Annotated in this window: 13 protein-coding genes; 5 read left to right on the top strand and 8 right to left on the bottom strand. The window is 46.4% G+C overall.

Features of this window, described 5'->3' with window-relative positions:
- A partial coding sequence (locus QZW47_RS14345; protein WP_293128113.1) for a hypothetical protein occupies positions 1–202 on the bottom strand: 202 nt, incomplete at its 3' end.
- A 641-nt stretch (positions 203–843) separates the two neighbouring features.
- Between QZW47_RS14345 and QZW47_RS14340 the strand changes: the two genes are divergently transcribed.
- Together QZW47_RS14340 and arsM are read left to right on the top strand one after the other, a co-directional pair.
- Positions 844–2,454 carry a hypothetical protein gene (locus tag QZW47_RS14340; RefSeq protein WP_293128112.1) on the top strand — a complete coding sequence of 537 codons (1,611 nt, stop codon included), beginning with the start codon at positions 844–846 and terminating at the stop codon, positions 2,452–2,454.
- A gap of 90 nt (positions 2,455–2,544) precedes the next feature.
- On the top strand, positions 2,545–3,513 hold the full coding sequence (gene arsM, locus QZW47_RS14335) for an arsenosugar biosynthesis arsenite methyltransferase ArsM (protein ID WP_293128111.1): 969 nt from the start codon (positions 2,545–2,547) through the stop codon (positions 3,511–3,513).
- A gap of 168 nt (positions 3,514–3,681) precedes the next feature.
- Here the strand turns inward: arsM and QZW47_RS14330 are convergent, their stop codons facing one another.
- Positions 3,682–4,425 (bottom strand): class I SAM-dependent methyltransferase, encoded by a 744-nt coding sequence (locus QZW47_RS14330; RefSeq protein ID WP_293128110.1) that lies wholly within the window; start codon positions 4,423–4,425, stop codon positions 3,682–3,684.
- A 411-nt stretch (positions 4,426–4,836) separates the two neighbouring features.
- On the opposite strand from QZW47_RS14330, the gene QZW47_RS14325 reads away from it, so the two are divergent.
- Positions 4,837–6,477 (top strand): thioredoxin-like domain-containing protein, encoded by a 1,641-nt coding sequence (locus QZW47_RS14325; RefSeq protein ID WP_293128109.1) that lies wholly within the window; start codon positions 4,837–4,839, stop codon positions 6,475–6,477.
- A gap of 133 nt (positions 6,478–6,610) precedes the next feature.
- Here the strand turns inward: QZW47_RS14325 and QZW47_RS14320 are convergent, their stop codons facing one another.
- From QZW47_RS14320 to QZW47_RS14310, 3 genes are all read right to left on the bottom strand, one after another.
- The gene (locus QZW47_RS14320) at positions 6,611–7,111 is read right to left on the bottom strand and encodes a hypothetical protein (protein WP_293128108.1); all 501 of its coding nucleotides are present in this window, start codon (positions 7,109–7,111) and stop codon (positions 6,611–6,613) included.
- Positions 7,112–7,290: 179 nt separating this feature from the next.
- Positions 7,291–8,094, bottom strand: a complete 804-nt coding sequence (locus QZW47_RS14315) for a circadian clock KaiB family protein (RefSeq protein WP_293128107.1) — start codon at positions 8,092–8,094, stop codon at positions 7,291–7,293.
- A gap of 54 nt (positions 8,095–8,148) precedes the next feature.
- Positions 8,149–9,405 (bottom strand): type IV pilus twitching motility protein PilT, encoded by a 1,257-nt coding sequence (locus tag QZW47_RS14310; RefSeq protein WP_293128106.1) that lies wholly within the window; start codon positions 9,403–9,405, stop codon positions 8,149–8,151.
- Positions 9,406–9,713: 308 nt separating this feature from the next.
- Here QZW47_RS14310 and QZW47_RS14305 point away from each other — a divergent pair, with 308 nt between their 5' ends.
- Positions 9,714–11,111 carry an amidase gene (locus tag QZW47_RS14305; protein ID WP_293128105.1) on the top strand — a complete coding sequence of 466 codons (1,398 nt, stop codon included), beginning with the start codon at positions 9,714–9,716 and terminating at the stop codon, positions 11,109–11,111.
- A gap of 617 nt (positions 11,112–11,728) precedes the next feature.
- On the opposite strand, the gene QZW47_RS14300 is transcribed toward QZW47_RS14305, so the two are convergent.
- From QZW47_RS14300 to QZW47_RS14290, 3 genes are all read right to left on the bottom strand, one after another.
- The gene (locus tag QZW47_RS14300; RefSeq protein WP_293128104.1) at positions 11,729–17,299 is read right to left on the bottom strand and encodes an ATP-binding sensor histidine kinase; all 5,571 of its coding nucleotides are present in this window, start codon (positions 17,297–17,299) and stop codon (positions 11,729–11,731) included.
- Between the two features lie 935 nt (positions 17,300–18,234).
- The gene (locus QZW47_RS14295) at positions 18,235–20,331 is read right to left on the bottom strand and encodes a hypothetical protein (RefSeq protein WP_293128103.1); all 2,097 of its coding nucleotides are present in this window, start codon (positions 20,329–20,331) and stop codon (positions 18,235–18,237) included.
- 204 nt (positions 20,332–20,535) lie between these two features.
- Positions 20,536–20,658, bottom strand: coding sequence for a hypothetical protein (locus tag QZW47_RS14290; RefSeq protein WP_293128102.1), 123 nt, complete (start codon positions 20,656–20,658; stop codon positions 20,536–20,538).
- 72 nt (positions 20,659–20,730) lie between these two features.
- On the opposite strand from QZW47_RS14290, the gene QZW47_RS14285 reads away from it, so the two are divergent.
- The gene (locus tag QZW47_RS14285) at positions 20,731–22,389 is read left to right on the top strand and encodes an alpha/beta hydrolase (protein WP_293128101.1); all 1,659 of its coding nucleotides are present in this window, start codon (positions 20,731–20,733) and stop codon (positions 22,387–22,389) included.
- Positions 22,390–22,676 lie beyond the last annotated feature (287 nt).

The raw sequence follows: 22,676 nt of genomic DNA, 5'->3' as shown, positions 1-22,676 counted from the left end.
CGTCTTCTAAATCACTTGTATGACTGTCGAAGTCGTGAGCGTTAGCGTGGAGGTTCCAAATCCAAGTGGTGGTTTTTGGCCCCTTAGCTAGAGTGCGATCGAAATGACCTGGTTTTGACCACTTCTCAAAAGAGGTTGGAACCGGATCTTTATCGACTACTACCCTAACTTTTACCTCTCGCTCTGGAGGACTAATGGTCATGAAGACTCTCCTCTCGGTAAGACAAGGAACGAGAACTGAATACTGTATCTGACATTCCCCACGCTTAATTAGGCAGGGGATTCTCGGTTCTCCGAAACATTTTACACTTCGCTCTTTGCAGAGTTCTATGCAGGTGCATCGTTTCCCCAAGCATTTTACTTCTTTGTAAAGAAGCCAGCTCCCCAGTGTCGCTAACAATGTCCCTGGGTACTGCAAACTCTTCTCGCTATCTGGATCTGCCGATCGCCTCCTGGATTCAGGTTTGATGCGGCTACTCCTTTTGAGGCAGTTTTATGAATTATAAGCCTGCTAGAGAAGTATTAATCACTTGTTAACAATACTTAAAAAAGCCTCAATTCTTGATGCAATCACCCCTTTAATTTCCACAGCCCCCCAAAAAAGTCAAGGGGTATTGCCATTAAGTTTACAAAACTCAAAGATAAGGCCATTGACGAATACTCATTTATGGAGAAATGTTTAAGAAAACGGCTGGGGGAGTTATTAGCGGGCTCGGATTGGTTGCCCGCACAGCCTGAATCCGGGGCAGAGGGGCCCATGAATTGCCGATCGGCAATTCCCCAATACTAAATTCGGTTTTGGGCTATAGTTCCCTATGAGAAGGCTTCTAGGAGTATAGTTGCGTGATTGGCATCAATTGGCAGAGAACGGTTGCAGGCAAGCTGCTGGCATTGTTCGCAGCAGCAGTATTGATTGTAGGTATAGCAAGTTGTGGCGCGGGCGATCCCCAAATGCCCAAATCAGGAAACAAGAGCGGCTCAGCTACCGCCGAGGTAAACAGAATCTCAGAGGTTTCGCCCCCAGAAGCCATTCAACAACTGCGTCAGGCTGTAGAAATTTACCAGCCTCAAATAAGTATTTTGAATCCAAAACCTGACGAAGTGCTTCAGGATATAAATGTGTCCGTTAAGTTCCAAGTGAAGGACTTCCCTATTTTCAAAGAGGCAAACTTGGGTTTGGGGCCTCACCTGCAAGTTGTATTAGACAACCAACCTTACACAGCAGTATATGACATCAACCAGCCTCTAGCGCTCTCGGAGTTAGCACCAGGAACCCATACCCTGCGGGTGTTTGCCGCTAGTCCTTGGGAAGAAAGCTTTAAAAACGAAGGTGCTTTGGCCCAAACCACTTTTCATGTTTTTACCAAAACACAGGAGAATAATCCCGATCGCACATTGCCCCTATTAACGTACAACAGCCCGCAAGGCAGCTACGGAGCAGAACCCATCCTACTGGATTTTTACTTGACAAATGCACCCTTGCACCAAGTAGCTCAAGCAAATTCCCAAGATGAAATACTCGATTGGAAAATTCGAGCCACGGTTAACGGCGAAAGCTTTGCGATCGACCAATGGCAACCTATATATCTTAAAGGATTCAAACCCGGCAAAAACTGGGTACAGCTAGAATTAATCGACGAACAGGGAAATACCGTCAAAAACGCCTTTAATAATACAGTCAGAGCGATCGATTACGAACCGCAGGGTCAAGATACTCTTGCCAAATTAGTGCGGGGCTCCCTAACAGTAGCAGATGCTCGCGGTATAGTCGATCGTACATACCAAGTCCCCAAACCCACACCCACACCAACTCCTGAACCCACACCAACACCTGAATCAGAAAAAACACCTGTTACCGAACCCTCACCAGCGGTTCCAGAAACCCCAGTTATCGAACCTAGCTTAGAGCCAACAGTCGCTCCAAAAGTTGATCCTGTTCAAGTAATACAACCGACACCGACAGCAACACCGCCACTCGAAGCGCCGAAAATTGTAGAACCCGTTCAAGTAATACAACCGACGCCGACAGCAACACCGCCACTCGAAGCGCCGAAAATTGTAGAACCCATTCAAGTAATACAACCGACACCGACAGCAACTCCACAGTTAGAAACCCCAAAAATTGTGGAACAGGTTCAAGTTGCAGAACCGAAACCAACAGCATCTCCCGAAGCAAAGAAACCAGAATATCAAGGATACTACAATCGGTTCCGCAACTTTTTGAATGAAGTTACCGAACCAGCTACCCCTTCAGCATCACCAACCCTGCCAGAAATAATAGAAAAAGCTCCAGTACCAAAAGTAGTCGCTCCTGCGATACCAGAAGCATCTCCCAATTTGGTAGCACCAGCGTCACCAGTTGCCGCTCCAAAAAGCGCCGAATTAGCCGTTCCCGAAACAACAGTTTCAGAACCAGAAAACCCACCAAAATCAGAACAAAAAGTCGAATTTTAAACCTAACACAAAATTTCTACATTCATCTGCGTTAATCCGCGTGAATCCGCCTAGATCTGCGGTCAAAAAAAATCAGGAAAATCATCAAAAATGACCTATCTCGAAACAGCAGCCAAATTCTACAGCGACGTTGCCGAAACCCCCGAAATCGGACTGTGTTGCGTCCAAAGCAGTCCCTTGCAACTGCCAGGATTAAAAATTCCCGAACAAATGCAAGCAATGAACTACGGCTGCGGCACAACCGTTCACGCCGCCGAACTTGTAGGCAATCCCATCGTGCTTTATGTAGGCGTAGGCGGCGGTTTGGAAGCGCTGCAATTTGCTTATTTTTCTCGGCACACAGGCTCGGTAATTGCGGTCGATCCGGTTGCAGCAATGCGAGAAGCGGCCGCACGCAACTTGCAAATTGCCGCCCACGAGAATGAATGGTTTGATGCGAGTTTTGTGGAAATTTGTGACGGCGATGCTTTTGCCTTGCCGGTGCCGGATGCTTCCGTTGATGTTGTCGCACAAAATTGCTTGTTTAATATCTTTGAACCTGCGGATTTAGCTAAGGCATTAAAAGAGACTTATCGGGTATTGAAACCGGGTGGCAGGTTATTGATGAGCGATCCGATCGCAACTCGACCAATTCCGCAGCATTTGAAAGACGACCAACGCTTGCGGGCGTTATGTTTGTCGGGGGCTCTAACCTACGCAGAATACGTTCAACACCTTGTAGATGTTGGCTTCGGACAAGTGGAAGTCCGGGCGCGCCGTCCTTACCGGCTGTTGGACAAACACAATTACAAATTGGATGCGGATTTGCTGTTAGAAAGCCTTGATACAGTGTCTTTCAAAGTGGACACTCCCCCCGATGGCGCTTGCATTTTCACGGGCAAGACGGCGATTTATGCAGGGTCTCAAGAGTGGTTTGATGATGATGCTGGTCACGTTTTGCAGCGGGGCGTTCCGGCGGCGGTGTGCGATAAAACGGCGGGAAATTTGGGGGGATTGATGCCGGATCAGGTTTTAATTACTGATTCGACTTGGCATTATAACGGCGGCGGTTGCTGTTAAGTGAAAGTTCAGAGTCAGATTTGAAATATTTAGATGGCTGTAGATACTGTCTCCCTATGTCAAGACAGTATCTACAGTGAGATGTCGAATTAACAACTAATATTAGAGACTAGGCTAGCCAGAGCATCCTGACAAGCATTTTCTGGCTCTTTCGGGAAGTCAAAATATCTAACCTGATATTCGCTCGCAAGCAACAATATCGTGGTGATAGTCCCATCCTTTTTCTAAATATAAGAGTTTCCGCAGATTGGGTATTGCTTCTAACTGCGAGTTTACCCAAACTGGGGAAGATATCGAAATACCATAGTTTGAAGCGCCATCATAATCTTGATACCCAAAGCCTTGATGCTGATACTCATTGAGTATCGCAGTCACTTTATGCGCTGGCAGCCCATAATTATGACCGCTCTTGAAGCAGTCAGCAACATAACGACCATGTACTGAAAAAACTAAAATTCCTCCTACAGTTAAATGCTCGTAAAAAAACTTTAAAAATCCTGACCAATATTTTGAATCTAAATGAGTTAGTAAAGAACCGCACCAAATTATGTCAAATTCGCGGTCTATTTTTATGTTTTCGGGGTTGCGATCCGAGTAAACTGGAATCGCATTAAATGCTTCAACACAAAAATCTACAGCTTTGCGATCCAAGTCGCAAGCTGTAATTTGAGCATTTGGAAAAGCGGCTTTGAGAGTCCTCAGTACCCTACCGTGTCCGCAAGGAAAGTCCAAAATTGTGTTCGAGTGAGACTTAGAAGCGGCCAACATAGCTAACCGCACAGATTTTAATGCAGAATATCCGACTCCATAATAGTGTGCATCTCCATTTGGTACATACATCACATCATCGGGAGAGATGCGTTTGATAATATTAGTTGGTTGTTGTTCCAGCAAATTTTTAAGTTCCTGCATTGCACCCGACCTCTATTTATTAAGTCAACCTATTGTATCTTGGAACTTGACTCGGTTGAGAACGTTACTAGCTAAGCTTTATGACGGTCATTCTCAGGCGTTTTTGGGCAAGGAATGTAGTCCCGCACACACCATTGGGTAACAATTCAGTCGATCGGCATTATTTGACGGCCTAGGGACAGAATTTTTGACTGTTGGGGTTTTTTTGAGCAAGCGTCTGAGACTCAAAACTTTTGGTGCGGTTTCCCTGTAGCCGCCGGATGCCCGCGCTGCTACAGTGAAATCATCGCCATCCTTCTCCTCTTCTGCGCCCTCTGCGGTTTGATTAACCTCCCATTTTCCCCATCCGGCGAAACTTCCCGCTAAATTAAAGAAGGTGAAACATCATTCAGAGCCCACCAAGGAGATCCCATGCCTCGCGTCAGAGCACCAGAATTCCCCGTCAAGTACCCCTGGTTGAACACCGAGAAACCTTTATCGATTCAATCCTTAAAGGGGCGCGTCGTGATCCTCGACTTCTGGACGTATTGCTGCATTAACTGCTTGCACGTCCTCCCAGACTTAAAGTACCTGGAACAAAAATATAAAGATTCCCTGACGGTGATCGGCGTTCACTCGGCTAAGTTTGAAAACGAAAAAGATGTAGAAAATATCCGCCAAGCTATCCTCCGCTACGATATCGAACATCCGGTAATCGTAGACAGCGGTATGAAAGTTTGGCAAAGCTATGCTGTTCGCGCTTGGCCGACTTTAATGGTGATCGATCCAGAAAGTTATGTCGTTGGCTTTGTTTCTGGCGAAGGCAATAGAGAAGCACTTGACCAGTTAGTTGGTAAGTTAATTTCTGAATACAAGGATAAGAATGCGATCGACTTTAAGGAACTTCGTTTCAGTTTAGAAAAACAGCGCAAACCTCTATCTACCCCGCTGGCTTTTCCTGGTAAAGTGCTGGCATTTGCGATCGCAGCAACTGAGGCTAAACAGCTTCACCAACATGAGGCGCTTTTGGGCGAAATGACTGAGGAAAGTGGCTCTGTAGATGAAACTGTACTGCCGGGGCCTGCTAATTCAGTTATTCAAAACTTGGTCGGTTCTTGCTTGTTTATTGCTGATTCCGGACACAATCGAATTGTTGTCAGCAGTACCGAAGGTGAGGTGCTACACGTCATTGGTACTGGGAAACCCGGTTTAACTGATGGCAATTTTGAAGAAGCTGAGTTTTTGGCCCCTCAAGGTATGGCTTTTGATGCTGAAACTCAAATTCTGTATGTTGCTGATACGGAAAATCACGCTATCAGAACGATCGACTTTACGACTCAACGGGTGGAAACTGTTGCTGGTACTGGCGAACAAAGTCACGAAATTGCTCCCCGCAGCGGCAAGGCTTTAGAAATTCCATTGAATTCGCCTTGGGATTTAGAACGAGTTGGCGATCGACTTTTTATCGCCATGGCTGGTTCGCACCAAATTTGGGAAATGCAGTTAGATGCTGGTACGATCGCCACTTATGCAGGTATTGGTCGAGAATCCTGTGTGGATGGAAGTCTCGCAGAATCGGCTTTTTCTCAGCCCAGCGGCTTGGCTACGGATCGATCGGAGTTGTTTGTGGCTGACAGCGAAATTAGTTCGATCCGTGCCGTCGGTATAGATGAAGATCCCAAGGTGCGGACTGTGTGCGGTAGCGGCGAGTTGTTTGGTTTTGGGGATAAAGATGGTCGCGGTGAAGAGGTGAGGTTGCAGCACTGTTTGGGTGTTGAATACGCTCAAAATTACCTTTGGGTTGCTGATACTTACAATCACAAAATTAAGCGGATCGACCACCGGGGCGGTACCTGCCGCACGATGATTGGAGATGGTACAGCAGGTTTGGTTGATGCTAAAGGTCTAAATGCTCGATTTTTTGAACCTTCAGGGTTGAGCGCGATCGGGTCTCATTTGTTTGTTGCTGATACGAACAATCACGTGATTCGGCGAGTTGAGTTGGATACTTTGGAAGTCACAACTTTGGATTTTCAAGGTTTGTGCGCGCCAGATGTTTGTCTTCCTGATTGAGCAGAAAGGTTTGTAGTGAGGACTGAAGTCCTCTTAAAATTTAGAGGACTTCAGTCCTCACTACGAACTAATTGTCAGGTGATCTACTACTTACTATGTGTAGAAATCATTATAATTTCCCTCACTCCGCATCTTACTCACTTTCAACAATCAACTTTTGTGCGTATCCATTGTGTTCCCAAGCACCTGTCACAAAACCAACAATTCCGACAACAACAATACCGAGGACAGGAATTTTTTGTAACTTCTTAAAGTCTGAAATCTGATGGCAGCAACAATCCCCTGTTGTGACAAGTCTTGCCCAATGTTCGCAATTGAATCGATAGAGTTCATATTGCCAGCGTTCGTGAAATTCTGCTACTGAAGTATGCAATGCTTGGTTGATGCGTTGTTTTTCCCAATAGGAGATCCATTTGGCAGTTTGGAATCTCTGCCAATCAATAGGCCAAATTGCTAATCTTCCTGTATCTTTTTGGCGATCGCTCTGCATGGGTTCCCATGCTAGAGATTCCCAATCGTTGAGTTGTACTGAGTAATGCAAGATATTGGGGTTGTGAATGTCGCAATGATGGAGTAGTTTTCCGAAATTTGGATGATAGAAATTATTGTTAATTAAATTGTGAATATTTGACATAATTCAATTGTTTATTTAATCGCATTCTAGCTAAATACGGTTCATTTAATACATTATAGCCAGTAAAACCATGTGAAAAATAGATGCGGATTTCTCGCTGCGCGCGATCGCAGCGGACAAAAAAACCTCAATCCAACAGTATTATTGTGCGATCGCCAGTATTGAATAATCGCCCCAATCTAAAATTCCGAATTGCTCAACAACCTGACTATTTTTGCAGCATCGTTCAATTCGCCGACGATTCGCCGCACGGGTTTCGGCCAGATTTTAATTAGAGTGGGAGTTGCTGAAATCTGATCTGCTTCTGCTTGTTCGGGATGTTTCAACACATCGATTACTTTCAAAGTGTAGGGGCGATCGAGGCATTGCTCTAGCAATTGGTATAAGGTTTCGAGGGTGCGCTCGGTGTTGGGGTTGTTCCCGGAAACAAATAGCCGTAAAACGTAGCCTTGAGTTGGTGGCGGCGGGGGGAGTGGTGTTAGTTGGGTGGGCGGCATCTGATGGGATGGCCCGAAGCGCGAGGGATGTACGATCGCCGAATTAAGCGAGTCCGATCGAGGTTGGGCGATCGGATACTGTACAACTAAGTCGTGATTTTCCCAGAGTTCGGGGAATTGTTCGCGATAAGTGGCGATCGCCATGGGCTCGCAAATTTCGTCGCTGCGGGCCTCCCACACCAAGTCACCAGTGCCAAAAATGGCATTTAGCAGCGTTTGATATCGTAGCACGGGCGGGTATGCCTCGGCAGCAACCCGCAACTGTCGATCGCTGCGATCTCGCCAGCAGTCAATTGTTGCCGTATAGCAAGGTATCAGAAAATGTGGCGGTTCCGACAAACCGAGTATTTCCTGAAGGCTTACACACAACTGCAAGTGCCACTGAGTTCGCTTGTGGGAGTCTATGCAATAGATTAAGTCTCCCCCGGGTGTAAACAGTGCAATGCCTTTGAAAATTTCTGGCCAAATCGGGCGATCGACTTTCATTGAAGTACACCAATAACTGTTAACAGTTAACTGTTAACAGTTAACACTGGATTTTTAGACTCGACCTCGGAGCATCTGAGCCATTTCGTTCGGGAACGGCGAGTTCTCTACACAAAGTTCTTCAGTAATCCGACCTTCTTGATAAAGGCCGTAGAGCGACTTATTCATCGTCGTCATGCCTTCATAAGTATCTTTGATCATGATTTGATTTATTTCCTCATTCTGCCCCTTGAGAATGTATTCCTTAACCACGTCAGTATTGATCATAACGTCGTGGAAAGCAGCCCGCTTACCGTCTGTGGTTTTGCACAGCAGTTGAGCAATAATCGCCACTAGGGATTCGGAAATTGAAACCCGTATGGCATCCTGTTCTTCCGCCCCGAACATATCCAGAATCCGGTTCAGGGTTTTAACCGCACTGTTGGTGTGCAGGGTTCCTGCAACTAAGTGACCTGTCTGAGAGGCTTTGAGGGCGATTTCCACCGTCTCTCTGTCCCGAATTTCTCCTACTAGCAGCATATCCGGGTCTTGTCGCAGAGCGCCTTTGAGAGCGCTCATAAACTTGAGGGTGTGCCTGCCGACTTCCCGGTGCTTGATCAAGGATTTTTTGCTTTCGTGTACGAATTCTACCGGGTCTTCGATCGTGATGATGTTGTAGGCTTTATTCTTGTTGATGTAGTCGATCATCGCGGCCAAGGTGGTAGATTTGCCCGAACCTGTCGGGCCCGTCACCAAAATCAGCCCTTTGTGGTAGCCGCATATTTTCTTAAAGACTTCGGGCAGCTTCAATTCCTCCATTGTCAATATTTTGGCAGGAATTAGCCGCAGCACCATCGCCGGGCCGGCCAAGGAGTCCATGCAACTGATCCGAATGCGGACGAAGCCGAAGTCGAAAGCGCCGTCAAAGTCTAGGGTTTTTTGGAAAATTTCTATTTCTTCATCGCTCATGCACTCGCGCAGCCAGCCAAAAAACGTATCTAAATCCGTCGGTGGATAGCCGATGTCGGCAATCTCGCCCCGGGTGCGGAAGCGGGGGAATTCGTTTACTCCGAGGTGAAGGTCGGATACTCCTTCTTCTTTGGCTCGGATGACTAGCTCTTTCAGAGTCGGATTTCCGCTGCTGCTGGAGCTGGGGTTTTTAGGTGTGGCGAAGGATTGGGGTGCTGCTGCTGCGGGCGGTCGTGCGGGCGGCGGTGCTGGCGGCAATCCTGCTGCTCTGGGAATGCCTGGAGCTGGAGGGCGGGGCAGCCCTGGAGGTGGCGGTGCTCCGGGTACCGGGGGGCGAGGGGCTGGCGGATGCTGTTGTGTCATATGCGCTACCTTAAGTTGGTGAGAAGGCTGACTTTAACAGATGATTTGTGCAAGTTAGGTAATGCCGATCGCCCTTGTGCGTTGCTTGCACAAAAGCTTAACTGTTGTGATCAGTTTATCTCAATAGGGGGTCACACTTCTGCACTAGCAAGCAAATATTCTGTCGGTTGCAAGGTTCGAGCCAAATGGATCTACGATCGAATATGAATTTTCGACTTGTTTGGATCGTTTTTTGACGGCAAAGAGTTTTCCGCAAGCAAAAAGTATAAATTGCTACTTTACACTACTAGGATAGAGGACGAAAACAGATGAATTCTGTCGATCGGGCTTTTACTTCTGCTTTGGATTTGGCCAAGTCGATCCGCGATCGAGAAGTGTCGCCCCTAGAAATTGTCAATGTGTACTTGGAACGGATCGATCGATTAAACCATCAGCTTGGTAGTTATTTTACAGTAACGGCCGATCGGGCGATCGAACTGGCGACAGCGCAAACCGAGCACCTAGCAGGCTTAAACAAGTCAGAGGAATTGCCGCCTTTTTTCGGAGTGCCGATCGCGATTAAAGACCTCACACCAGTTGCGGGCGTTCCGTGTACCTACGGAACTCAGGCACTGCACAGTAACATCTCTCCCTACAACGAGTCAGTAGTCTGGCGGATCGAAGCAGCCGGATTTAACATTCTGGGCAAAACAGCAACCTCTCAAATTGGCTCATTGCCTTACACCGAGCCCCCAGGTTTCCGGCCCGCGCGCAATCCCTGGAATTTAGACTACACGCCCGGAGGCTCCAGCGGCGGCTCAGCGGCGGCCGTAGCGGCGGGTTTATGCGCGATCGCCCAAGGTTCAGACGGCGGCGGTTCGATCCGAGGCCCAGCTTCCGCCTGCGGTTTAGTAGGCATTAAACCCTCACGTGGGCGAGTTTCCTGGGCACCAGTCGGAGATTACCTGAGCGGAATTTCTACCAACGGCCCTCTCGCCCGTACCGTAGCTGATGCGGCGGCACTATTGGATGTGATGTCAGGCTACACAACGGGCGATCCGTACTGGCTACCAGACCCAAATCCCACGTTTTTAGAGGCTGCCGGTCAAAAGTTGGGCAAACTGCGAATAGCTTTTTCTACCAGTATTGCCCCCGTAGGTGAGGCTGCGCCCGTGTGTCAGCAAGCCGTACTCGAAACCGTAAAATTACTGACAGATTTAGGTCACGATGTCGAACCGGGATGCCCGGATTGTACCGGTTTAATCGAACCGTTTACAGTAATTTGGCAGTCTGGGGCGGCAGCAAGCGGTATTCCAGGCAAAGTTTTGGAACCAATGAATCGCTGGTTGTTGGAAAAGACTGTTTCCGCTGGGGAATATTTGCGGGCGGTGAATCAAATGCAGGTGATTTCACGGCGGATTGTGGGATTCTTTGAAAATTTTGATGTGTTAGTTTTGCCAACTTATATGCACTCGCCAATTGGGATTGGTGAGTGGGCAGATTTGAGTTGTGAGGAAACTTTGCAGCGGATTATTAATTGGGTTGCTCCTTGTCCGCCGTTTAATGCTAGTGGTTTACCTGCGATCGCACTTCCAGCCATCTTAGATGATAACGGTTTGCCGGTGGGAATTCAAATTATCGGGCGGCCGGCGGCGGAAGCTACTTTAATTGCGTTAGCGGCGCAGATAGAAGCGGCGAAACCTTTCCCTGTTTTGGATTTTAAATAGGATATTGATGTCTTTGCAAGGAACGAAGCAATCGCAGGGTAAGAGAGATTGCTTCGCGAAGACGCTCGCAATGACATAATCGTTAAGGTGCGGATTATCTGTAATTATGTCATTGCGAGGAACGAAGCAATCGCAGGGTAAGAGAGATTGCTTCGCGAAGACGCTCGCAATGACATAATCGTTAAGGTGCGGATTATCTGTAATTATTGTCATTGCGAGGAACGAAGCAATCGCAGGGTAAGAGAGATTGCTTCGCGAAGACGCTCGCAATGACATAATCGTTAAGGTGCGGATTATCTGTAATTATTGTCATTGCGAGGAACGAAGCAATCGCAGGGTAAGAGAGATTGCTTCGCGAAGACGCTCGCAATGACATAATCGTTAAGGTGCGGATTATCTGTAATTATTGTCATTGCGAGGAACGAAGCAATCGCAGGGTAAGAGAGATTGCTTCGCGAAGACGCTCGCAATGACATAATCGTTAAGGTGCGGATTATCTGTAATTATTGTCATTGCGAGGAACGAAGCAATCGCAGGGTAAGAGAGATTGCTTCGCGAAGACGCTCGCAATGACATAATCGTTAAGGTGCGGACTCTACAAAACCCGGTATTCTTCTCTAACTCAACGGAATTTGTATCACAAATTCCGCACCTTTTCCCGGTTCCGAAATACACTCGATCGCACCACCGTGGTTTTCGACTACAATTTGATAGCTAATCGACAATCCCAAACCCGTCCCTTTCCCCTCCGGCTTAGTAGTAAAAAACGGATCAAACAATTTACACCGAGTAGCTTCAGCCATCCCAGCCCCATTATCCTTAATCCGAATCACCACAAAACTCTCAATCTTATCACCTCTAACATCCGTTACATCCGCTACCGAACTTTCTTCCCTCTTCCCTCTTCCTTCTTCCTTCTTCCTTCTTCCTTCTTCCTTCACATCTTCCTTGACTTCGGTGCAAACTGTGATAACATTCGGATGCTGTTCAATTTCAGCGTAAGTACGCGCGGCGCAGCTATCCCGTAGGGAATCGCGATTCGACTCATCCAAAGCATCGATCGCATTTCCGATCAAATTCATAAACACCTGATTGAGTTGTCCGCTGAAACACTCAACCGCAGGCAAATCGCCGTATTCTTTAATCAATTGAATTGCGGGACGTTCCGCGTTAGCCTTCAAGCGGTGCTGCAAAATCATCAACGTGCTCTCTATCCCTGCATGAATGTCGGCGAGTTTTTTATCATTGCCGTCAACGCGCGAGAAGTTCCGTAACGATTGCATGATATCACGAATGCGATCGGTTCCTAGCTGCATAGAACCCAGCATTTTCGGCAAATCTTCCATCAGATAATCGAGTTCAATATCTTCTGCTGCTTCCACAATTGCCGGCACCGGATTCGGATAGTGCTGCTGGTAAAGATTCACCATACAAATCAAGTCTCGTACATAATCATTAGCGTAGTGGAGATTCCCAGAAATAAAGCCAACGGGATTATTGACTTCGTGAGCAACTCCTGCTACCAACTGCCCCAAACTTGAGATTTTTTCCGTTTGCACAAGTTGAGCTTGGGTTTGCTGCAACTTGTGCAAAGATTGTTCTAGCTGCTGTGACTTTTCTTGGGCTTGTGCGTATAGTTTAGCATTTTCCAGGGCGATGGCGACTTGAGAAGTCAGCACTTTTAAAACTTGCAATCTTTCGGGAGAAAATGCACCTGCTGCTAAGTTATTTTCCAGGTATATAACGCCTGTGAGTTTACCCTGATAAATAACCGGATTGCAAATAATTGACTTAGGCTGATTGCTGACAATATAAGGATCTGCGGTAAACAAGCCGTCTGAGGCTGCACTGTTTAAAACCAAGTCTTTTTTAGTTCTGGCAACATAGTTCACAATCGATACAGGCAAATCCGAACTAATTTCAACGGGCAGGGATTGCAAGACGACGGCTTCATTGTCATCAGCAGAGCAAGCTGCTTGGATCAAAAGATTGCCATCTTTGTAGAGCATCAGCACTGCTTTTTGAGCGGCCGCATTTTCCAACAAAATTTTAATTAAACGAGCGAGCAATTTATCTAGAACAATTTCGCTGGTAATAGCTTGAGATGCTTTAATGAATGTGCCAATATCTAAGGTTTTACTAAAATCGCTGCTGGTGGTTGTTGTCGTGGTGGTGACAGTTAAATCGCGGCTTTTAGTTTCTCGGTTGAGAGTTTGGGAGACTAATTGGGGATATCTGGTTTCTAAATCTTTGACTTTGGCTATGGCTCCCCAGTGGATGTAACCGTAGTAGGCTTCTGTGAGATAGACTTGAGCAATTTTGTCTTTGTTACAACCCAAATAAAACTCGGCTGCAAGTTCGTTAGCGAGTGCTGCTTCTTGGATGTATCCCTGCTCTTTGGCTCCTTGAATCGCCTTGTCATAATAATCTGCTGCTTCCCAAACTTTACCTAAAACCCGCGCTTTTTCTGCTTCTACTAAGTCGTACTTGTGCTGATAATTCATGGGGGCGTGATGCGCCCAATGCTGCATTCTTTCCTGATTTGCTGCTACTTGCAGCAAGTATTTTTGTTGTTCTGTAGTGTCAGCAGTTCGATATGCAGCGAGGAGTGATAGGGAATAGTAAAAATTGTGCGTACCAATCATCATGAAGCCAATGGCTGCTGAGGCGTATTCTGCGGCTAAAGATGCTTCAATAACTGCTTGTTCTGGTCTTTTGAATAAAAAATTAAGCAGTAGTTTTGCAAAATAGAGATAAAAAATTTGCATTTTACTGTTGGTTTGTTGCAGAGTAAAAAACGCTTCTTCTTCATTAAATTTCTCACCAATCAATTGATACTTGTTGGCGCAAATACCTCGCAAATTTAAAAAGATTTGCCCACATATAGCCAGGATCACTATCGCAGATTCTTGTTTTAATTTTTGTCCTAAAGTGAAGTATTGCACTTGTTTTTGTTCGAGATTTTCTAGCTTTTCTCCCATCAAGAAAGGGTCAAAACAAATGCAGACAGTAGCATAACTGGCATATTCTAAATCTCCGGTTTCTAGACCGCTTTGAACGCTCTCGATCAAGGGTGAAATTTTCTCCCGAGCGTGTTCTTTCCAGTGGCGGACAAAGCTATTAAAGATAACATAAACTTTACATTTCAGTTCTTTAGCATTAAATTGCTCTAATAACTTCAAACCTAGTTGTCCAGAATGATATCCAGCGTCTATATTTCCTAAGATCCCAATCAGCAGCAAACCATACCAACTGTAGGCGATCGCCCCAAGTGCTGAATTACCCCGTTTAATCGAAAAATCAACCATTGTGAAGATAATCTGCGGCAATAGTTCTGGTTTTGACATAAAAACAGGAGAAACAACAGCCGAGAGTATCCGCATTGTGGCTAACTCATAGCTATCAGTCATTACCGGAACATTTTCTAGTTCCTCAAGCTGAGGTAACTTAATTGCAGCCAAACCCTCTCGCGGGAGTTTTGAGAGAGAAAATCCCAATATTTCCAAAGTCTGTAAACCAGTATCTATGGCTTGTAGAAGCTGCTTTTGAAAAATATAAGACTGGATTTGCAGTTCGTAACCTTTAACTTTATCCAGCAGATTTGTCGCTTGTTGTAACACGATATCAGCTAATTCTTGCGATCGCCCAAAGTTAGTATTCAGATACTCGGCTTCGGCTGCTTCTACGTGCAGGCTCAGCGTCAAGTCATAATCTGTCTGCCAACTTGACTGTACACTAACGGGAGATTGAGGGGAGGTAATGAGTTCCAAACCGACATTCAAATACCTGACAGCAGCTTCGTAAGCATTCGATACTTTAGCTTTTTTCCCTGCGATCAGATTCAGTTGTGCCAGTTGATATCTTTCGGCTTTTCCTGCAAGGAATTCAACACCGATATTTAATTGATTGACAATATCAAAGACATTTTCTTCAATGTCGGAAGCCGGAGTATTTTCGAGTAGTAGTTGACCGATTTTGAGGTGCGTTGCTTGCTTTTCTTCGTCAGGAATCAGAGAATATGCTGCTTGTTGTACTCTGTCGTGCAGGAATTTGTATGCAATCTTGGATTGGGAAGCGGGAAGAATCGATCGCAAATTCTCTAATCCCCAGCCTCCAAGCAGCGGAATCTTGTAAGCATTACTCAACGGGAGAACCAATCCGGTTTGTAGCCCCGCCCAGAGTTCGCTAGCTGCTTGCGCCTGAGATTGTTCGCTGACAATTGATAACACATCGAGGGTAAATTTGTCGCCAATACAAGCCGCCAATTGTAACATTTTTTGCGTGGTTTCTGGCAGTTTTTCGATGCGGCTGGCTACCAATTCGACGACACTTTTGTCCGTAATGCCGATCGCCTGAATCTCTGCTAAATCCCACTGCCAACTACCGCTGCTAAATTCAAAGTGTAACAGATTGTCTTGATACAGCGCTTGCAAAAGCTGCGTGATGAAGAAAGGATTGCCGCCCGTTTTGTTGAAAATCAACTCAGCCAGCAATCTCAGCTTGTCGTTAGCTGTGAGGGTGTCGGCGATTAATTCGTATACATTCGCGAAATCCAGCGGTTGCAAGACGATATGATGTACAGGAGTGCCAGTTTTTTCGATTTGGTCGATCGCCTGCACGAGCGGATGAATCGCATTAACTTCATTATCCCGATAAGCACCAATCAAAAGCAGATATTGACTTTCCGAGTTGCCAACCAACAACTGCATTAAATTCAGGGATGCCGAATCAGCCCACTGCAAATCGTCTAAAAATAGTACCAGCGGATGTTCTACACAAGTAAAAACGCTGATAAACTCTTGGAAGACTCGATTAAACCGATTTTGAGATTCAGCAGCCCCCAATTGTGGCACTTCCGGCTGTTTGCCAATAATCAGCTCAATTTCAGGAATCACATCAACAATCACTGCACCATTTGCACCCAAAGCCGCCGCTAACTTTTCGCGCCAAGCTTGCAAATTTTCCGCACTTTCAGTCAGCAACTGCCCGATTAATGACTGGAAAGCTTGAATCAAAGCTGCATAGGGAATGTTGCGCTTGAATTGGTCAAATTTGCCGCTAATAAAATAGCCACGCTGTCTGACAATCGGCTTGTGAACTTCATTGATAATCGCGGTTTTCCCAATGCCAGAATAACCTGAAACTAAGACTATTTCGCTTTGGGGAGTAGGTACGAGATTTTCTGCATTTTCTGACTGTTGCGCGTGATCAATTCCGCTAACTCGTTCAAAAGCAGCCAGGAGGCGATCGACTTCAGCTTCTCGCCCGTAAAGTTTTTGAGGAATTGACAGTTGTGGCGATCGATCGAACTCTCCCGGTAAAAAATCAGCAATTTCTCCAGTTGTCTGCCAAGAATTAAAACATTTTTCTAAATCTGCTTTAATTCCATCCGCAGTTTGATACCGATCTTCGGCATTTTTTGCTAACAGCTTCATCACAATATCAGCAACAACTTGCGGAATTTTATCACTATTTTCTTGATTTCTTCTGCATTCACAAGGCGGTGCGGGATGTCTGGCAATGTGACAATGCACGAGTTCCAAAATATCGTTACTGATAAATGGCAATTCGCCTGTCAGCATTTCGTAAAATGTGACACCGAGGGAATAAAAATCGCTGCGATAATCTAAGGTACGATTCATTCTCCCAGTTTGTTCGGGAGACATATAGGCGACTGTGCCTTCAACTAAGTTAGCGCTGTTAATTTGCGGGGTTTCTTTGCTCAGTCGGGAAGCGATGCTGAAGTCGGTGAGTTTGACGGTTCCTGTTGCCAGGTTAACGATTATGTTGGAGGGTTTGATGTCTTTGTGAATGATGCCCTTTTGATGAAGCGAGTTGATGGCTGATGCTAGTTGAATGCCAATGTTGAGAAATGCTGTTAAGTCAAGTTTTTTTGAGATCATTTGGCTGACGGAGTTGCCGCCAAAGTCTTCTAGAATTAGGGCGAGACGGTTTTGATAGGTTTCGAGACTGTATGATTTGACGATGCTTTCTACGTGTAAATGCTGAGTAATTTTATATTCGTTTCTTAATCGCGTAATTTGTTCGAGGGTGGGAAATTCTGCCTTAAGGATTTTGATGATGACTGGTTGTTCGTCTGACTGTCTAATTCCCCGGTAAACGCTGGTATTGAAGCCCTCGGAGATGGAAGTGCTGATTTGATAGCCCGGAAGTGTCAAGGTATTCATTGAAATCATCCTGATAGCTGAGGTAAGTTGATTTTTTTAAATGCCGACGGAAACGATAGGATGCAACGAGGGCGATCGCGCGGCGCTGGCAAAATAATGATTCTAATCTCGGCAGAAACGATATTATAGGGCAATAGGGTTCACTTAATATTGTCTGAAGAGAGGAACGAAGCAATCGCAGGATCTATTTTTCATAGTGTTTTACCCCGGAGCCGTCTTCAGTGAACCGTGTTGTATTATAGAGTTTAATTTTTATAATACTGAACATAAAATATGATGTCAACCCCAATTTGGCTTGGTACCTTAAGCTAAATCGCTATCTTTTATCGGCAATTTCACCTAGTAACTTCTATTTTTCCAAATTTAAGTACAGAGGCGGCACCGATACGGAGATTGAAACATTTTCAACAAACATACAAATCAATGCTTGATATCAGCTCCGATGGATTACGATAACTAAAACGGTTCGTAGTGCGGGCTTCAGTCCGCCGATTCGTTCGTTCGTAGTGCGGACTTCAGTCCGCCGATTCGTTCGTTCGTAGTGCGGACTTCAGTCCGCCGATTCGTTCGTTCGTAGTGCGGACTTCAGTCCGCTCCCGCAGAGCAAAGTTTCGCGGACAACCGCGAGCGAATCTTACTGCTATGAATCGATCCGACACGATAGGAATGCACAAAAATTCCACCAGTAATAAATATAGAGCTATACGGTTTACTTAAGACTGTCCGAAGAGAGGAACGAAGCAATCGCAATATCTATTGATCATCGGTTTCCCCTGTTGTCATTTATTAAGTAAATTCTATAGAAATATAGAGTTATCAATAAAACGGATACAATAATCAATGACATATCGATTCATATATCCGTATGGTTGAATTATAAATTAGGCTTGATGTAAGTTTTATAGGCCTAATTTACTTGGTAATTAATGCCCATATCAAATCAAGCGAATGTGAAATTGAGATGCCATATTTACTAAAGTTGTATGCTGAAATTGCAACTGAGTTGTCAAACCAAAACTATGAATATTATTCATTGTGGATGGTTGCGAAATTCCAGGAACACAAGATGCACCAAACAAAGAAGACTTGGTAGTTAAGAGTCGATCGCTCTGTTGGCTGCCGAAGTTGGTATTTTTGGAACTGCCGATTAAAAAGTCATCATTATCTCGATCGCCCGCAACAGAAGCACAGTTAGGTGTTGAAGGTGCGATCGGCTTGGCAGCAAGCAGCGGCGGGCAAATGCTGGGTGCTGGAGTGTTGCTGCGGTAATTGACGGGATTTGTTTGAGGGCAAGTTATGGGGTCATATCCGCGATCGGGCTGACGATTTACAGGTATCGGGGTGGATGTCGATCGCGCGATCGGCATTCCCGCAGGCGGACAATCGCTGACTGTGCGTGGGTTAGTTGGTGGCGCGGTAAACACAGGTGTTCGCGTTGCGATCGCGATCAGTGTGCGTGTCGCAGTTGCAGTTGCAGTTGTGCCAGTTGATGTCGCCGTCGCGATCAATTTGGGCCTGTCGATCGCTGTTGGTGCCGCCGTTGGTGTGTCGATCGCTGTTGGTGCCGCCGTTGGTGTGTCGATCGATGTCGGCGTGTCGATCGCTGTCGGTGTGTCGATCGATGTCGGTGTGTCGATCGCTGTCGGCGTGTCGATCAATGTCGGCGTGTCGATCAATGTCGGCGTGTCGATCGATGTCGGCGTGTCGATCGGTGCAGACTTCGCCGTCGGCGTTACTTTGAGAATCGGTGTCACGATGCTCGATGCAGGTGCAGATACAGGTGTTGTTGTGACAACCGGTGTGACTGGCGGTGCTGTGACAACGGGTGCAGGTGTGACTGGCGGTGCTGTGACAACGGGTGCAGGTGTGACTGGCGGTGCTGTGACAACGGGTGCAGGTGTGACTGGCGGTGCTGTGACAACGGGTGCAGGTGTGACTGGCGGCGCTGTGACAACGGGTGCAGGTGTGACTGGCGGCGCTGTGACAACGGGCGCAGGTGCGGCAGGAATATTGACTGTAAAAGTTCCCAGATTGCCAGCTACATCAAAATTACCAACAGTGTCGCTCACCTGCTGAGGTTGTAACTGTACCGTGTAAGTGCCATTATCTGCGGTATCCCAAGTGCCGCCGGGGGGAACGAAGGAGTAGGTGGCGCTACGGGGAGTGCCGTTACCTAGGGGCGTGAAGTTTACCAGAGTAGCTTGTTGGATTTTGCCCTCAGGCCCAGCCACCAAGATATCCTTACTATCTAAGGTACTGACATTGAGGGCTGTATTGTCGGTATAGGTGACAGTGAAGTTGTAAGTATTTCCACCTGCGGTGTTGATGTTGCTGAAGCTGCTGGCGGCGGTAGGCGCAGTGAAGTCGGCACTCCAAATATTGCTAGCATTTGTGTTGAGAGCGTTGCCGACTCGATCGACAATACCAGAACCAGCAGCAGTCAGAGAGAGTTGGTAATTACCGTCACCACCCGTCAATCCCGTTAAGTTGTCTAAAGTCCAATTAGTATTGTTAGTGCTGTTTAGCGTAGCACCTGTGAGAGGAACAGCCACGCCGTTGCGAGTGAGAGTGAGATCGGCTGTATCAAAGCCAGTTACAGGTTCGCTGAAAGTAATGGGAATTGTGGTAACACTTGTGTTGCGCGGATCTGGAGTAACAGGGTCGAAGCTGACTGTAGGCGGAGTTTTATCAATAGTATAAGTTTGTCCGGTAAAGTTGCCGTTACCTTGACCTACGCCACCTAAGGGTATAAGTAGGGAATTGTTAATCGAGTCATTATCGACGAGATTTAATCCGACGGTTCCAGAGCCTTTGCCAGTGTTAACACTTACGTTATAGGATGCACCGCTACCTGTAACTGCTGCGATATTGGCACCATTTATTACGTTCGAGTTCAGAGTAAAGTCTGCGATGTCTACTCCGGTAACACTTTGATTGAAAGTGACGGTGTAGTTGACTGTATCTGCTTTAGTGGGGTTGGCGTCAGCAAGCTGAATGCCATCCACTACGGGAGTGTTGCCTGTGAAACTCATAATTTGTTGTTGTATGGTACAGCTTACTTTAGCACGGTTAATACTGTTAAAAATTGACTCCTGCGAGTTCAATTGCTCGCTAACAAAGGTTGAACAAACAGGTTAAGTAGTCGGGTGTTATTTTTTAGTTAAGTTATTACTGATTTGAGGTTAAATTATCAGTCATCTTGGGTAATAAAAAAGTTAAATATCCTTGTTTATGCCTCAAAATGAGGAAATACGAGCATGATTACTGAGCGGTAAGTAAATATGTCCAGAGGCCTTGGCGATCGCACGATCGGCAAACTCACTAATTGCGATCGCACGATCGGCACAAATTCTCGGCATCTATAACAATTTCTCGGTATCTGGGAGAATTCTGAGAATATAGTGATATCTCTCTAGTTGAGTAAGGTAAAAATGAGCATTACACCAAATTTCAGATGGTTTTCGTCAGTCGCGAGTGTTTGTAGCGCGATCGCGATCGGCACTTTCAGCGGCTTGACATCTCCTGTAAAAGCGGCAGAAACCGTGGTTGTGCGTAAAGGTATTTTAGAATCGTCAATCTCGGTTGCAGATTTGCGCGAGCTGGCAAAAACTGGACAAGTCCCCGAAAAACTGCAAGCTTACGCCAGTCTGTTGTCTGACGCACAGCGCAGTCAAATCTTGGGAGCGCTAAAAGCGAAAATCCCCCTGAATGTAGTCGGTTTGAGCAACTTGCTCAATACGCGCATCGGGACGGCGATCCTGACGGATTTGACTACGGTGATACCGAGGCGCGACGGTGCGGGTGTGGAAGCCCTGCGAGCGGCTTTGGTGCTGGGGGCTAACGCGCCGGAAGGCTTATCGGTATTGAGTTTTATTGAATCTTATCCGAGTTCGCGGGTAGTGGTGGATCTCGATCGAGCTTTCGCAGTTTTGAGCAATTTAAACTCGGGTTTTTGGCAAACTCAGAGGTTTATGGCGGCGATCGCACCTCAATTAGCCGCTACTAAACCCGCCTTTAACCCGCCTTTCGACCCCACCCAACCCGGCCCGAATTCGGTGCGCGTACTGAAGCTAGATTTAAACGATAGCGCCCGCAATCGGCGCATTCCGGTTGATGTGTATTGGTCGAAAGCTGCGACTGCTGACAAACCGACGATCGTGTTTTCTCACGGTTTGGGTTCGGTACGCACGGATTTGCGCTATTTAGCCGAGCATTTGGCGTCTCACGGCTATGTGGTAGCTGCTTTGGAACATCCGGGAAGCAACGAAACGAATACCAATGCTGCGATCGCCGGTAAATCTCGGTTGTTAGCTGCTCAGGAGTTTTTAGACCGTCCTAAAGATATCAGTTTTGTGCTGGATGAACTGGCTAAATTAAACCAAACTGATGATAACTTGCAGGGGAAAATCGCGATCGAGCGATCGATGATCGTGGGCTATTCCTTCGGCGGCGGCACAGCCTTATCCTTAGCAGGTGCCGAACTGCAATTGACCAGGCTCAAACAGCGCTGTCAGGGCGATTTGATTGGGTTTAGCTTGGGCGAAGGCATTCAGTGCGCGGCGGCCGGATTGCCCCAAGAACGGTATCAATTGCGGGATGTGAGGATTAAAAGGGCGATCGTCATGAATCCCACCACATCATTACTATTTGGAGAAACTGGATTAAGTGCCATTCAAATTCCCACATTGATAGTAGCATCTTCAGCCGACAAAACCACACCCGCCTTAGTCGAACAAATTGCCGGATTCCAACAAATTCCATCTCCCAAATGGTTAGTCGGTTTTGTCGGCGGCACTCACTTAAGCGTTAAAGATCCGAGTACAACCTTAGACCAAGTTAGAAGGCCCAGCACAGTAATAACTGGCGACGAAGTTGTCGGCGAACAAGCAGTTAGCATACGCAATTATATTAAAGCTATCAGTCTAGCCAGTGCCGCTCAACTAACGGCAGAAGCTGACAAATATGCAGTATTTCTCACCCCAGAATACGCGCAATTTGCTTCAACGAATGCAATTCCAGTGCGCCTAGTTACAGAAATTTCTCCTGAAACTAACGCAGTCGTGCAAACTTTTATTCAAGGAAATAAGTAGTCAGTTGACCTGGGACAGTTGACCTGGGACAGTTGTCATTTGTCAGTTGTCAGTTGTCAGTTGTCAGTTGTCATCAATACTTCTGACAGTTTGATTCCCCGCGCAGAGGCGAGAAACCCGGTTTCTACGAGTTTCCCATTTAGTAACGATAAATTTACGAAGAAACCGGGTTTCTGAACTCACGAGTCCGCAGTATCAGTTGACCAGGGACAGTTGACCAGGGACAGTTGACAGTTTGATTCCCCGCGCAGAGGCGAGAAACCCGGTTTCTACGAGTTTCCCATTTA

The organism is Microcoleus sp. bin38.metabat.b11b12b14.051 (genome assembly GCF_013299165.1).
Lineage (GTDB): Bacteria > Cyanobacteriota > Cyanobacteriia > Cyanobacteriales > Microcoleaceae > Microcoleus.
This window is presented reverse-complemented; position numbering and strand designations above follow the sequence as displayed.

Coding starts and splice junctions, on each gene's coding strand:
- arsM (WP_293128111.1), top strand. CDS start 2,545: ATGACCTATCTCGAAACAGCAGCCAAATTCTACAGCGACGTTGCCGAA.
- QZW47_RS14330 (WP_293128110.1), bottom strand. CDS start 4,425: ATGCAGGAACTTAAAAATTTGCTGGAACAACAACCAACTAATATTATC.
- QZW47_RS14325 (WP_293128109.1), top strand. CDS start 4,837: ATGCCTCGCGTCAGAGCACCAGAATTCCCCGTCAAGTACCCCTGGTTG.
- QZW47_RS14320 (WP_293128108.1), bottom strand. CDS start 7,111: ATGTCAAATATTCACAATTTAATTAACAATAATTTCTATCATCCAAAT.
- QZW47_RS14315 (WP_293128107.1), bottom strand. CDS start 8,094: ATGAAAGTCGATCGCCCGATTTGGCCAGAAATTTTCAAAGGCATTGCA.
- QZW47_RS14310 (WP_293128106.1), bottom strand. CDS start 9,405: ATGACACAACAGCATCCGCCAGCCCCTCGCCCCCCGGTACCCGGAGCA.
- QZW47_RS14305 (WP_293128105.1), top strand. CDS start 9,714: ATGAATTCTGTCGATCGGGCTTTTACTTCTGCTTTGGATTTGGCCAAG.
- QZW47_RS14300 (WP_293128104.1), bottom strand. CDS start 17,299: ATGAATACCTTGACACTTCCGGGCTATCAAATCAGCACTTCCATCTCC.
- QZW47_RS14295 (WP_293128103.1), bottom strand. CDS start 20,331: ATGAGTTTCACAGGCAACACTCCCGTAGTGGATGGCATTCAGCTTGCT.
- QZW47_RS14290 (WP_293128102.1), bottom strand. CDS start 20,658: ATGCCGAGAATTTGTGCCGATCGTGCGATCGCAATTAGTGAGTTTGCC.
- QZW47_RS14285 (WP_293128101.1), top strand. CDS start 20,731: ATGAGCATTACACCAAATTTCAGATGGTTTTCGTCAGTCGCGAGTGTT.